Here is a 12,148-nt window from a genome sequence, read left to right on the forward strand (position 1 = left end):
TGACCGGTGAGTGCGCGCTCCCCCCGGGGCGCGCACCCACCGGGGTCTCACGGGGTGTAGACCGTCGGCCGCGGAGCCGTCGGCATGGCGTTGCCGAGGAAGAAGCTCGGGTGCGGGGGCTGGTTGTAGGCCGTGTTCTGCCAGGCCAGGGCCGTGCGGTACTGCGTGTCGTGGAGCAGGGTCGTGATCTTCGTGTTCGTCTCGTGCGGGGTCGAGTAGACGCGCAGGGCCGTGTTGTCGCCGGTGCGCCAGACGACCTCCTCGCGCCAGTCGCCGAGGATGTCGCCGGACAGCACGGGCGTGGACTTCGTGCCGTTGTTGGAGGAGACCCCGGATCCGGTCAGCAGGCGGGTGTCGCCCGACGTGCCGTACTTGTCGATGCGGGTGCCGTCGAGGAGTTCACGGACGGGGTCGCCGTCCCACCAGGACAGGAAGTTGATGCTGGAGGGTTCCCGGCCGAGGGAGGCGCCGGTCGCCGAGCGCAGGGTGGTGTCGGAGGCGGACCAGGACTCGGCGCCCGCGCTGCCCGCGTGGATGTCGGCGGAGACTCCCCGGCCGTTGTCGGCGCCGGAGGCGGTCTTCCAGAGGATCGCGCCGGTGCGGGCGTCGGCCATCCAGGAGCCGGGCTGGCTGGTGCTCTCCGAGACCTTGAAGTACTCCAGGCCCGCGCGGGACGGGTTCAGGTCGCCGACATGGCCGGCGTCACCGTGGCCCGTCTTCGTGGTCCAGAGTCCGTTGCCGTTGTCGTCCACGGTCATGGCGCCGTAGACGATCTCGTCCTTGCCGTCCGCGTCGACGTCCGCGACGGACAGGCTGTGGTTGCCCTGGCCGTCGTAGCCCTTGCCGCTGTTGGTGGAGGAGTTGGTGTCGAAGGTCCAGCGGCGGGTGAAGGAGCCGTTCCGCCAGTCCCAGGCGGCGATCACCGTGCGGGTGTAGTAGCCGCGCGCCATGATCAGGGAGGGGCGTGAGCCGTCGAGGTAGGCCGTGCCCGCGAGGAAGCGGTCGACGCGGTTGCCGTAGGAGTCGCCCCAGGAGGAGACGGAGCCGCGGGCCGGGACGTAGTCGACGCTCTGCATCGCCTTGCCCGTCTGCCCGTTGAACATGGTCAGGAACTCGGGCCCGGCCAGCACGTACCCGCTGGAGTTGCGGTGGTCGGCCGAGGAGCTGCCGATGACCGCGCCGGTGCCGTCCTTGGTGCCGTCGGCGGTCTTCATGGCGACCTCGGCCTTGCCGTCGCCGTCGTAGTCGTACACCTGGAACTGCGTGTAGTGCGCGCCGGAGCGGATGTTGCGGCCCAGGTCGATACGCCACAGCCGGGTGCCGTCGAGCTTGATGCCGTCGACGATCGTGTTGCCGGTGTAGCCGGACTGGGAGTTGTCCTTGGCGTTGGTGGGCTGCCACTTCAGGACGATGTCCAGGGCGCCGTCGCCGTCGAGGTCGCCGAGGGAGGCGTCGTTGGCCTCGTAGGTGTACGCGGAGTTGCCCGGGGCGGTGCCCCCGGCGGGCGGGGAGATCGGGATGTCCTTGTAGCCGGTGCGGAACTGGACCGCGTGCACCGAGTCGCCCTGTTCCGTTCCGTTCACGACCGCGCGAACGGTGTAGTCGGCCTGGGCGGGTGCGCCGGAGTGAAAGTAGTTCGTGGAGCCGGTGACCGGCGTGGAGTTGACCTTCGTACCGGCCCGGTAGACGTTGAAGGAGACATTGTCCGGGTCGGTGCCGAGCCAGCGCCAGCTGACCAGGTTGCCGCTGCCGGTGTGGACGCTGACCACGCCCCGGTCGAGCTTCTCGACCTGCCGGGCGGTGGCGGCCTGGGCGGCGTCGTCGGTGGCGAACGTGGTCAGGCCGGCGCCGGCGAGCGCCGCCGTGGCCACGGCCACCGGGAGGAGAACACGGCGTCTGCGGTGCCTGTGGGGGTGCTTCACGTGACGGACCTCCTGGGAGGACGGGCGGGTTCCGCCTCTCAGTCGCCGCCGGGGGCACGGGAGTTGCCGTACCGCTCGGCCAGTTCGGCGACCGTGCGGGCGATGCGCGCGCGCAGTTGGTCCGGGGCCAGCACCTCGATGCCCGTGCCGAGGCGCAGGAACTCGGCGTGGGCGTGCTCGACGGACTCGATGGGGACCGTCGCGCGCGTCCAGCCGTCCTCGTCGGTACGCCCTTCGCGACGAACCGCCTCCCCCGCCGGGCCGGTGAGCGTCGTCCCCGGGGCCAGTCGCACCACCGCCTCGCCGCGGTACAGCCGGGTGTGGAAGTCGCGCTGGTACGCCGCCCAGTACGCGGCCAGGTCGAAGTCGCCGGGGCGGGAGAACTCCTCATCACCGGTGGCGACTTCGAGGATCTGGTCGACACGGAAGGTCCGCGGTCCCGGCCCGGCGACGACATACCAGCGGCCCGCCTTCAGCACCAGCCCGTACGGCTCCAGACGGCGCTCCACATCGGTGGGCTCGCGCCAGCGGCGGTAGAGGACGTGCAGCACCCGGGAGCTCCAGACGGCGTCGGCGACGGCCGGGAGGTACGGGGTGTCGTCGGCGTCCGTGTACCAGCCGGGGGCGTCCAGGTGGAAGCGGCCGCTGATCCGGTCGGCATGGGCACGCAGCTCCGGCGGCAGGGCGGCACGCACCTTGAGCTGGGCGGCGGCCAGGACCGAGCCGAGGCCGAGCTGGGCTGCGGCAGCGGGGGCGCCCGCGAGGAAGAGGGCTTCGGCCTCGCCGGTGGTGAAGCCGGTGAGGCGGGTGCGGTAGCCGTCGAGGAGGCGGTAGCCGCCGGCGTGGCCCGCGTCGCCGTACAGCGGGATCCCGGCGGCGCCCAGGGCCTCCACGTCCCGGTACACCGTCCGCACCGACACCTCCAGCTCCTCGGCGAGCTGGGCGGCGGTCATCCGGCCGCGGGTCTGGAGCAGCAGGAGGATCGAGACGAGCCGGCTGGACTTCACTGACACAGGATGGCAGTGAACCGGCCTTAGCGTCCCGCCATGCCCTTCACGGAGAAACACCTGACCGTGCCGCCGCCCGTCGAGGTGGCGGGACGGTGGGTCAAGCGCTACCACGTCACCGCCGACCCGGCGGGCATCGCGCCCGAGGTCGAGGAGACCGCCTACCGCTTCCTGCCCGCGCTGCTGCCGAAGCCGGACGGCACCGCGCCGGCGACGTTCGTCGTCCTGCACCGGGGCGGTGACGACGGCGCCTATCTCAACGCCTACAGCTGGGTGTGGGACAACGCCCTGCACTTCGGGGGCGCGGCGGCGGGCCAGCCCGTCCTCGGCTGCCCGGACGACGACCCCACCCACTTCGTCCAGACCGGCAAGCCATGGATCGGCTGTGTCTGGGAGCTGCCGCCGATCCTGCACGAACGCGACGCCTGGGTGCGCCACATGCTCGCCCCCGCCACCCCCGACCTCGACGCCTACCTCGCCGACTCCCTGCCCGGGGGAACCACTGGAGACCGCCCATGAGCAGCCCGCACGACTTCGACTTCTTCCACGGCGACTGGCGGGTCCTGCACCGCCGGCGCACCGACTTCCTCGACCCGGACGGCGGATGGGAGGAGTTCACGGGCACGAGCCACTGCCGGCCGCTGTTCGACGGGGCCGCCAACATCGACGAGATCGACATGCCGCATCTGGGCTCGAAGGGCGCCACCCTGCGGCTGTTCGACCCGGTCACCGAGCTGTGGTCGCTGAACTGGGCCTCCAGCCGCACCGGCACCCTCTTCCCGCCCGTCTTCGGTCACTTCGAGGGCGACCGCGGCGAGTTCACCGGCAGCGACACGTACGACGGCAAGGACGTGCTGGTGCGGTTCGTGTGGTCGGGGGTGCGTGACACCGCCGCCCGCTGGGAGCAGGCGTTCTCCGTGGACGGCCGGACCTGGGTGACCAACTGGATCATGGACTTCACCCGGCCGGAGGATCCGTCGGCTTCCTGAAGGCCCGGAGTGTGAAGACCGGGTCGGGGCGGGGCCGGTCCTGGTCGGGGAGTTCCGCCAGCCGGGTGGCGAAGCCGTCGGCGAGCGGGTCGCCGGGCGGCAGCGTGACGAACCAGCCGCGTCTGAGGTCGGCCACCGTGCGCCGGGGGCTGCGGCCCTGCCCGTGGCCCCGGAAACAGGCCTGCCCGGCCGGGACCAGGCCGTGTCCGGCGGCGCGGGACAGGACGTCCGCCGCTCCGTCCCGGAACGGGCTGGGCGGACGGGAGGACAGGACGACATCGATGTCACTGCCCACGTTGTGGGAGGCGGCCTTGTCGACCGTGGTGACGTAGACCCCGCCGGGGCGCAGCACCCGGGCGCACTCGCCGACGATGGTCCCCACCTCGGCGGGGCCGGCGGCCAGGTGCAGCAGCCACACGCTGCTGACGGCGTCGAACTCCCCGTCCCGGAAGGGCAGCCGCCTGCTGTCGGCGAGCACGACCGCACCGGGCAGCCGGGCAGCCGCCTGCCGGGCCATCGCGAGGGCGAGGTCCACGCCGGTCACCCGCATGCCGTCGCGGGCGGCCGCGAGCCGGCGGGTCACTATGCCGGTGCCGCAGCCGAGGTCCAGCAGGCTGCGCGTCTGCCTCGGTACGAGGCTCAGCACCGCTTCAGCGGCGGCGGCCGCCCTGGGCTCGCCGCCGCGCGAGGCGTCGTACCGCTCCGCTTCCTTGTCGTAGTCGAGCACCCGGTCAGTGTGCCCCGTGCCCGGGGGCCAAGGCCTCCACTCTGCGGGCGAGCTCGAAGTCCTTCTCGGTGACGGCGCCGCCCGCACTGTGCGTGTGGACGGACAGGGAGACGGTGTTGTAACCGAGCGTGAGGTCGGAGTGGTGGTTCAGTTCCTCCTGGACCTGGGCGATGTGCACGACCATCGCCGTCGCCGCGAAGTGCGAGCCGAGCCGGTAGGAGCGGATGAGACGGTCCTTGTCGAGCGACCAGCCCGGCAGCTCGGCCAGCCGGTCCTCGACCTCCTTCTGCGACAGCGGTTCGACGGTCATGGGCCGCGCCTCCTTCCCTTGCGCCGGTGTCCTCGGTGTTTCTCTCAGCCTGCCACAGCGGAGCGCCCGAGACCCTGGTCAGAGGCGTGCGCCTGTCGGGCACGGCCGGTTCTCGACTACGGTCCCGGCATGACCACTCACCCGTCCACGACCGACCAGGGCGTGGGTCCGCTGCTGCGGGCCTGGCGGGAGCAGCGCCGGGTCAGCCAGCTGGAGCTGGCCCTGCGCGCGGACTCCTCGGCCCGGCACATCAGCTTCGTCGAGACGGGCCGGTCCCGGCCCAGCGAGGAGATGGTGCTGCGGCTGGCCGAGCATCTGGACGTGCCCGTGCGGGAGCGCAACGCGCTGCTGCTGGCGGCCGGTTACGCCCCGCGCTACCCGGAGACCCCGCTGGACGACCCGGCGCTGGACGCGCTGCGCGAGGGCATCGAGCGGCTGATCGGGGGCTACGAGCCGTATCCGGCGCTGGTGGTGGACGCGCTGTACAACGTGGTGGCGGCCAACCGGGGGATCATGACGCTGGTCGACGGGGTCTGCGCGTCCCTGCTCGAGCCGCCGCTGAACGCGATGCGGCTCGCCCTGCACCCACAGGGGCTGGCCCCCCGCATCCGCAATCTGCGCGCCTGGCGCGGTCACCTGCTGGAGCAGATGGAGCGGCAGATCGCGCTGCACCGCTCCGAGCCGCTTCGGGAGCTGTACGAGGAGGTGGCGGCGTATCCGGTGCCGGAGGAGGAAGCGGAGGCCGGGTCCGAGGAGCCTTCGGACCCGGTGCCGTACTTCGCGCTGCCGCTGCGGATCGAGCACGAGGGGCGGACGCTGTCGTTCATCTCCTCGATCTCCACGTTCAACACCCCGATGGACGTGACCGTCGCCGAGCTGGCCATCGAGACACTGCTGCCGGCCGACCCGGCGACGGCCAAGTACCTTCAGGCGCTGCTGTCCTGACGTGCCTTCAGCGCCGTGTGCTGGAGGACGGCGAACCCGGCCACGGTCAGCGCCTGGAGCACCGTCCACACGGCGCCCGGCGTGCTCGGCGTGAGCCACAGCGCCAAGGCCGCGAGGCTCACCGCCGTCCAGGCGAGATTGGCCTCGACGACGGCCCGCACGCCGAGCGCCGGCGGCCGTCGGCGGGAGGCCAGCAGGCCGACGCCCGCCGCGTAGACGGCGAGGAACGCGCCCAGTGCGAGCAGCAGCGTGGAGTCGACACCGAGGAAGCGTCCGAGCGGGCCGGGGAACGCGAGGTAGGCGAGGGCGTTGGCGCCGGTCACCAGGGCGTCCAGGGCCAGGAAGCGGCGGAGCATCGACTGCGGCTCGGAGGTCCGGGCGAGTGCGGCGAGCTGGATCGCGGACATGGGGCATCACCCTCCGTCGGGTCATGGTGCGGCTGGTCGTGGTGCGGCTGGGGGCCGGGTCCCGGGCCGGAGTGCGCCGGCCCGGGGCCCGGTACCTTCACGATCCCGGTCCGGCGGCGACCGGTCGATTACCCGCGGGGTAATGCCACTGCGACACGTCCGCTCCCGTGATCTCCTCACCGCCGGCCCTGTGAGACCGTCAGCGGAACGTGACAGACTGAGCGCGGGCTTGGGCGCGTTGGGGAGGCGTGGCGTGAGTGAACGGCGGGCCGCACCGACCGTGGGCCAGGTGGTGCTGGGCAAGCGGCTCCAGGAGCTGCGCGAGGCGGCGGGCATCGGTCGTGACGAGGCCGCCCGGGTGCTGCGTGTCGCCCCCGCGACCGTCCGGCGGATGGAGACCGCCGACGTCGCGCTGAAGATCCCGTACGTGCAGATCCTGCTGACCGCGTACGGCGTGCCCGAGGACGAGGTGAGCGCGTTCGTCGGCCTCGCCGAGGAGGCGAACCGGCCGGGCTGGTGGCAGCGGTTCCACGATGTGCTGCCTGAGTGGTTCAGCCTGTACGTGAGCCTGGAGGGCGCCGCCAGGATCATCCGCTCGTACGAGCCGCACTTCGTGCCGGGGCTGCTGCAGACCGAGGGGTACGCGCGTGCGGTGCTGGAGGCCGGCACCATCGCGAACGCGGGACCGGAGGCGGTGGAGCGGCATGTGTCGCTGCGCATGGAGCGGCAGCGGCTCCTGGACCGCGAGAACCCTCCGCACCTGTGGGTGATCATGGACGAGACGGTGCTGCGCCGCCCGGTGAGCGTCGACGGCCGGGTGATGCGCGACCAGCTGGACAAGCTGCTGGAGTACGCCGCGCGCGACCGGGTCACGCTCCAGATCGCCGAGTTCAAGGACGGCCCGCATCCGGGGACGTACGCCCCGTTCTCGCTGTTCCGGTTCGCCGAGCCGGAGCTGCCCGACATGGTCTTCACCGAGTATCTGACGGGCGCGCTGTACCTGGACTCCCGCAAGGAGGTCTCCGCGCATCTGGAGGTCCTGGACCACATGACGGCCCGGGCGGGCTCGGCACAGCGCACGGAGGCGCTCCTGCGGGAGTTCCGCGAGGGCTTCTGACCCGTACGGGCCCTGTCGGCGGGTGTCCTCCGCGGCCCGCCCCTAGCGTCGGCATGACGGTGCAGGCAAGGGAGCGCACGCGAAGGAGGTCCGATGCCCGGATTCGAGGTGCTGTACCAGGCTGCCGCGCTGTGCCTGATGTATCCCGACGACGACTTCCGCGCCCGGCTGTCGCTGCTGCGCGAAGCCGCCCCGCAGCTGCGGGAGTTCGCCGACCACGCGGCCCTCACCCCGCCCCGGGAGCTGGCCGCGCACTACGTCGAGGTCTTCGAGGCCGGGCAGGACCACAGCCTGTACCTGAGCGTCTGGCGCGAAGCGGCACCGGCGCCCTCCGAGGAGGTGTACCGCGCGCACGGCCTGGAGACCACCGGCGAGGAACCGCCCGACTTCCTGCCCGCGGTCCTGGAGTTCGCGGCCCGCACGGGCAGCACCGAACTGCTGACGGACCACCGCGACGGCCTGGACCGCCTCCGGGCCGGGCTCACCGCCTTCGGTACGCCGTACGCGACGGTCCTGGACGCGGTGTGCGCGACGCTGCCGCCGGCGCACACCGGTCCCTAGGACTGCCGAGGGTGGCCCGGCCTATGCGGCGCCGCCCTTCTCGTCCCGCTGGTCCTTCTCCTCGTCCACGATCTCCGCGTCGACCACGCCCTCCTCTTCCTGCGCGGTGCCGGAGGATTCGCCGGTGGGCGCCTGCTGGGCCTGGGCGTACATCGCCTGGCCCATCTTCTGGCTGACGGAGGCGAGTTTCTCGACGGCGGTGCGCAGGGCGGCCGTCTCCGCCTGCTGCTCCAGTTGTCCCTTCACCTCGGTGACGGCCGACTCGACCTCGGACTTGGTGTCGGCCGGGATCCTGTCGGCGTTGTCGCGGAGGAAGTTCTCCGTCTGGTAGACGAGTTGCTCGGCCTGGTTGCGGGTCTCGGCGGCCTCGCGGCGGCTGCGGTCCTCCTCGGCGTACTGCTCGGCCTCGCGCATCATGCGGTCGATGTCTTCCTTGCCCAGCGCCGAGCCGCCGGTGACGGTCATCTTCTGTTCGCGGCCGGTCGCCATGTCCTTGGCGGAGACGTGCATGATGCCGTTGGCGTCGATGTCGAAGGCCACCTCGATCTGCGGCACGCCGCGCGGTGCCGGCGGCAGGCCCGTCAGATCGAAGACGCCGAGCTTCTTGTTGTAGGCGGCGATCTCCCGTTCGCCCTGGTAGACCTGGATGCCGACCGAGGGCTGGTTGTCGGCCGCCGTCGTGAAGATCTCCGAACGCCGGGTCGGGATGGTCGTGTTGCGCTCGATGAGCTTCGTCATGATGCCGCCCTTGGTCTCGATGCCCAGGGACAGCGGGGTGACGTCGAGCAGCAGCACGTCCTTGACGTCGCCGCGCATGACGCCCGCCTGGAGCGCGGCGCCGAGCGCCACGACCTCGTCGGGGTTGACGCCCTTGTGCGGCTCCTTGCCGGTGAGTTCCTTGACCAGCTCGGTCACCGCGGGCATCCGGGTCGAGCCGCCGACGAGAATCACGTGGTCGACCGTGGAGAGCTTCACCCCGGCGTCGTCGACCGCCTGGTGGAAGGGGGCCTTGCAGCGGTCGAGCAGATCGGCGGTGAGTTCCTGGAACTGGGCCCGGGTCAGCTTCTCGTCGAGATGCAGCGGCCCTTCGGCGGAGGCCGTGATGTAGGGCAGGTTGATCGTCGTCTCGGTGGAGCTGGACAGCTCGATCTTGGCCTTCTCGGCGCCCTCGCGCAGCCGCTGCACCGCCATCTTGTCGCCCGCGAGGTCAACGCCGTACTGGCCCTTGAAGCGCTTGACGAGGTAGTCGACGATCCGCTGGTCCCAGTCGTCGCCGCCGAGGTGGGTGTCGCCGTTGGTGGCCTTCACCTCGATGACGCCCTCGCCCATCTCCAGCAGCGACACATCGAAGGTGCCGCCGCCGAGGTCGAAGACGAGCACCGTCTGGTCGTTCTCCTTGTCCAGCCCGTACGCCAGCGCCGCCGCCGTCGGCTCGTTGATGATCCGCAGCACCTTCAGGCCCGCGACCTCCCCGGCCTCCTTGGTCGCCTGCCGCTGATGGTCGTCGAAGTAGGCCGGGACGGTGATCACCGCGTCGGTGACGTCCTCGCCGAGGTAGGACTCCGCGTCCCGCTTCAGTTTCTGCAGCACCCGGGCGGACAGCTCCTGCGCCCGGTAGCGGGTGCCGTCCACGTCGCCCTGGTCCGGGAAGCGCCAGCTCGCGTCGCCCATGTAGCGCTTGACCGAACGGGCGGTGCGCTCCACGTTCGTCACGGCCTGCCGTTTGGCGACCTCCCCGACCAGCACCTCGCCGTTCTTGGCGAACGCCACGACCGAGGGCGTGGTTCTCGCCCCCTCCGCGTTGGCGATGACCGTGGGCTCACCGCCCTCCAGCACGGCCACCACCGAGTTCGTGGTCCCGAGGTCGATCCCGACCGCTCGTCCCATCGCTGTCCCCTTCCGTCAGGGCACCGGCCACCCACTCTCCAGCACAAAACTTGAGCGCGCTGTTGTCAATGCCGCGAAGGAGTGATCGGCCCGCGCAGGGCCACGGCGCGCCGGGGCCGGTCCGTGACCAGCACATCCACGCGCGGGTGGGCGAGGAACGCCTGCATCAGGGTGTCGTCGTTGACCGTCCACACCATGGTGAACAGACCGCGCCTGGTCGCCTCGCGCAGCACGGTGGTCCTGGCCAGCCGCTGGTGCACGGCGACGCCGTGGGCCCCGCAGGCGCGGATCCGGCGGGCGGGGAACAGCTCGCTCAGCCGGGTCCCCGGCAGCCGGGCCAGGGCCAGGTCCCGGCGGTCGCGCCCCAGGGACAGCGCGGTGCGCACCCCGGGGAAGGCCTGTGTCACGGCGGCGAGGGAACGGTCCTCCAGCGTCGTCACGACGAGTCCGTCCGTGCCGAGCAGGGCCACCGCCCGGTCGACCACCTCCCGCTCGTACCCCACCTCCTTGAGGTCCAGGTGGGCCACGAGTCTCCCGGCGATCAGCGCCATGACCTCGTCCACCAAGGGCACGTCGTATCCGGCCAGCTCGCTCAGCTCGGCGTGTGTGAGCCGGGACAGCGGCGGCCCGGTGGGGCCGACCCGGGGGTCGTGGTAGACGACGAGGACGCCGTCGGCCGTGCGGCGGATGTCGAACTCGACGTACTCCGCGCCGGACTCCAGCGCGTCCTTGTACGCCTCCCAGGTGGCGGCGTCGGCGCGCTCGGAGCCGCCCCGGTGGGCGGAGACGGCGGGGCGGGGCGTCATGGTCGGGGGCTCCCGGAGGGCGGACGTGGGGGCGGTACGGGTACGGCGTCGCCGTCGGACGTGGGCAGCAGTGAGCCGGAGCGGGTGCTGATCCGTCTGAGCAGGACGTATCCGATCACGACGAGGACGACGAAGGGGAGCCAGGCCAGCGCGTAGGCCGTGCCGTAGGCGCGCAGGTCGAGGATGGAGCGGTGGTCGTCGACGTTGGTTCCGTTCACGCCGAAGAAGGCGAGCAGCAGGGTCGGCGGCAGGGCGATCAGCGTGGCGGCGGCGACGAGGCCGGACACGGTGCGGTCGCGGCGCTCGTCGCGCTCGGCGAGTTCGGCGTCCAGGGCGGCGGAGCGAGCGCTGATCACCGAGGTCAGGCGCTCGACCATGCGGGCCGAGTTCTCCAGGCTGTCGCGGATGCCGAGGGCGTCGCGCTGCGAGGACTGGAAAGCCTCCATCACCATCTCGGGGATCAGCAGGCTGTCGACGTAGGCCTCGACGCCGAAGGCGAGGTCCAGCTGGAGTTCGTTGACGCCCGCGGAGAGGCGGGAGATCAGGGAGCGGATCTCGGTGGGCGAGTCGGTGAGGGCCTGCTCGTTGGCCTTCATCATCGCGAAGGCGGCGAGCCGGGTGCGTTGGAGCACGGCGAGGGCGGAGACCATGCCGACGGCGACGAGCATCAGGCCGTTCTCGACGTGCGGGGCCCAGCCGGCCTGGACGGAGACGCCCCGGCCGAGGGCGGACAGGGTGAGGCCGTGGTTCCTGAGGCGCGGCGCGAGGCTCGCGTCGTAGGGCGTGGCGGGGTTCCAGGGCATCCGGCCGCGGTAGACGATCTCGTTCAGCAGGATCGCCTTGCGGGCCTCGTCGGCGCTGAGCAGTTCGCGTTGTAACCGGCCGCCGGGGAAGACGAGTTGGTGCACGTTCTGGCCGAGGGCGAGCGGGCGGCCGAGCTGCTCGGTCAGGGTCTGGACGAGCGGGCGGTCGTCGAGTTCGATGCGCTCCCGGTCGAAGCAGGTCGTGGCCAGCCAGGCGGCGAGGTCGCCGGCCGTGGTCTCGCCCGCGAAGGAGCAGTCCACGACCAGGGTGGCGTCGCCGCGCGGGGTGGTGACGACGAGGATCCGCAGGGAGGCGAGGCCCAGGCCGTGGTCGCCCTGCGGCAGCCGCAGCCGGCGGGGCGCGACCTGTTCGTCGAGGACCGGGACGGGGAGCACGTCCTGGCTGGTCATCAGGTGCGAGGCGAAGCGGCCGTAGTCGTAGCGGTCGACGAGGGCGCCGAGGCCGTTGTCCCGGGGGCGGAGCCGTCCGGAGAGGCTGACCAGCAGCAGGACGCGGGTCCGGTCGCGGGTGGCGGAGTCGAGCACCGTCGCGTTCGGGGAGGTTCCCGGCAGCATCGCGTTCCTTCCGGCCCGTCGGTTCCGATGCGTCTGGTTCTACCCCGGCCGCGGGTGGCGAACCGACGACGTCGCGCGGGCCGCCCCTGGT

General features: G+C 71.9%; 13 protein-coding genes. 5 read left to right on the plus strand and 8 right to left on the minus strand.

Annotated features, from left to right (window positions below; genetic code table 11):
* Positions 1-47: 47 nt before the first annotated feature.
* On the minus strand, positions 48-1,922 hold the full coding sequence (locus tag ACFT32_RS07230; RefSeq protein WP_382486683.1) for a rhamnogalacturonan lyase: 1,875 nt from the start codon (positions 1,920-1,922) through the stop codon (positions 48-50).
* Between the two features lie 38 nt (positions 1,923-1,960).
* Positions 1,961-2,929, minus strand: a complete 969-nt coding sequence (locus ACFT32_RS07235; RefSeq protein WP_382486685.1) for a helix-turn-helix transcriptional regulator — start codon at positions 2,927-2,929, stop codon at positions 1,961-1,963.
* 39 nt (positions 2,930-2,968) lie between these two features.
* On the opposite strand from ACFT32_RS07235, the gene ACFT32_RS07240 reads away from it, so the two are divergent.
* Complete coding sequence (locus ACFT32_RS07240) at positions 2,969-3,448, plus strand: hypothetical protein (RefSeq protein ID WP_382486687.1); 480 nt, start codon at positions 2,969-2,971, stop codon at positions 3,446-3,448.
* Positions 3,445-3,918, plus strand: coding sequence for a hypothetical protein (locus ACFT32_RS07245; protein ID WP_382486689.1), 474 nt, complete (start codon positions 3,445-3,447; stop codon positions 3,916-3,918). The genes ACFT32_RS07240 and ACFT32_RS07245 overlap by 4 nt, the downstream gene beginning before the upstream one ends.
* Here the strand turns inward: ACFT32_RS07245 and ACFT32_RS07250 are convergent.
* Both ACFT32_RS07250 and ACFT32_RS07255 read right to left on the minus strand, forming a co-directional pair.
* Entirely contained in the window at positions 3,887-4,645 is a 759-nt protein-coding gene (locus ACFT32_RS07250) for a class I SAM-dependent methyltransferase (protein WP_382486691.1), read from the minus strand. The genes ACFT32_RS07245 and ACFT32_RS07250 overlap by 32 nt on opposite strands.
* Before the next feature lie 4 nt (positions 4,646-4,649).
* Positions 4,650-4,955, minus strand: coding sequence for a 4a-hydroxytetrahydrobiopterin dehydratase (locus tag ACFT32_RS07255; protein ID WP_382486693.1), 306 nt, complete (start codon positions 4,953-4,955; stop codon positions 4,650-4,652).
* A 129-nt stretch (positions 4,956-5,084) separates the two neighbouring features.
* Between ACFT32_RS07255 and ACFT32_RS07260 the strand changes: the two genes are divergently transcribed.
* A complete protein-coding gene (locus tag ACFT32_RS07260) occupies positions 5,085-5,900 on the plus strand; it encodes a helix-turn-helix domain-containing protein (RefSeq protein ID WP_382486695.1) in 816 nt (271 codons plus the stop codon).
* On the opposite strand, the gene ACFT32_RS07265 is transcribed toward ACFT32_RS07260, so the two are convergent.
* Positions 5,882-6,307 carry a hypothetical protein gene (locus ACFT32_RS07265; RefSeq protein ID WP_382486697.1) on the minus strand — a complete coding sequence of 142 codons (426 nt, stop codon included), beginning with the start codon at positions 6,305-6,307 and terminating at the stop codon, positions 5,882-5,884. The genes ACFT32_RS07260 and ACFT32_RS07265 overlap by 19 nt on opposite strands.
* A gap of 253 nt (positions 6,308-6,560) precedes the next feature.
* Here ACFT32_RS07265 and ACFT32_RS07270 point away from each other — a divergent pair, with 253 nt between their 5' ends.
* Both ACFT32_RS07270 and ACFT32_RS07275 read left to right on the plus strand, forming a co-directional pair.
* Positions 6,561-7,424 (plus strand): helix-turn-helix domain-containing protein, encoded by an 864-nt coding sequence (locus ACFT32_RS07270; RefSeq protein ID WP_382486699.1) that lies wholly within the window; start codon positions 6,561-6,563, stop codon positions 7,422-7,424.
* Between the two features lie 93 nt (positions 7,425-7,517).
* Entirely contained in the window at positions 7,518-7,985 is a 468-nt protein-coding gene (locus tag ACFT32_RS07275) for a nitrate reductase molybdenum cofactor assembly chaperone (protein WP_382486701.1), read from the plus strand.
* A 21-nt stretch (positions 7,986-8,006) separates the two neighbouring features.
* On the opposite strand, the gene dnaK is transcribed toward ACFT32_RS07275, so the two are convergent.
* The 3 genes from dnaK to ACFT32_RS07290 all read right to left on the minus strand — a co-directional run bounded on the left by dnaK (position 8,007) and on the right by ACFT32_RS07290 (position 12,057).
* Positions 8,007-9,872, minus strand: a complete 1,866-nt coding sequence (gene dnaK, locus ACFT32_RS07280) for a molecular chaperone DnaK (RefSeq protein ID WP_382486703.1) — start codon at positions 9,870-9,872, stop codon at positions 8,007-8,009.
* A 65-nt stretch (positions 9,873-9,937) separates the two neighbouring features.
* Positions 9,938-10,678, minus strand: a complete 741-nt coding sequence (locus ACFT32_RS07285) for a glycerophosphodiester phosphodiesterase family protein (protein ID WP_382486705.1) — start codon at positions 10,676-10,678, stop codon at positions 9,938-9,940.
* Positions 10,675-12,057 carry a hypothetical protein gene (locus tag ACFT32_RS07290; protein ID WP_382486707.1) on the minus strand — a complete coding sequence of 461 codons (1,383 nt, stop codon included), beginning with the start codon at positions 12,055-12,057 and terminating at the stop codon, positions 10,675-10,677. Before ACFT32_RS07290 ends, ACFT32_RS07285 begins: the two co-directional genes overlap by 4 nt.
* Between the last annotated feature and the right edge of the window lie 91 nt (positions 12,058-12,148).

Origin of the sequence: Streptomyces sp. NPDC057002 (genome assembly GCF_042673825.1) — a bacterium.
Taxonomy (GTDB): Bacteria; Actinomycetota; Actinomycetes; order Streptomycetales; family Streptomycetaceae; genus Streptomyces.

Excerpts from the sequence above, each read along its gene's own strand:
- ACFT32_RS07240 (WP_382486687.1), top strand. The coding sequence starts at position 2,969 with ATGCCCTTCACGGAGAAACACCTGACCGTGCCGCCGCCCGTCGAGGTG.
- ACFT32_RS07245 (WP_382486689.1), top strand. The coding sequence starts at position 3,445 with ATGAGCAGCCCGCACGACTTCGACTTCTTCCACGGCGACTGGCGGGTC.
- ACFT32_RS07255 (WP_382486693.1), bottom strand. The coding sequence starts at position 4,955 with ATGACCGTCGAACCGCTGTCGCAGAAGGAGGTCGAGGACCGGCTGGCC.
- ACFT32_RS07260 (WP_382486695.1), top strand. The coding sequence starts at position 5,085 with ATGACCACTCACCCGTCCACGACCGACCAGGGCGTGGGTCCGCTGCTG.
- ACFT32_RS07265 (WP_382486697.1), bottom strand. The coding sequence starts at position 6,307 with ATGTCCGCGATCCAGCTCGCCGCACTCGCCCGGACCTCCGAGCCGCAG.
- ACFT32_RS07275 (WP_382486701.1), top strand. The coding sequence starts at position 7,518 with ATGCCCGGATTCGAGGTGCTGTACCAGGCTGCCGCGCTGTGCCTGATG.
- dnaK (WP_382486703.1), bottom strand. The coding sequence starts at position 9,872 with ATGGGACGAGCGGTCGGGATCGACCTCGGGACCACGAACTCGGTGGTG.
- ACFT32_RS07285 (WP_382486705.1), bottom strand. The coding sequence starts at position 10,678 with ATGACGCCCCGCCCCGCCGTCTCCGCCCACCGGGGCGGCTCCGAGCGC.
- ACFT32_RS07290 (WP_382486707.1), bottom strand. The coding sequence starts at position 12,057 with ATGCTGCCGGGAACCTCCCCGAACGCGACGGTGCTCGACTCCGCCACC.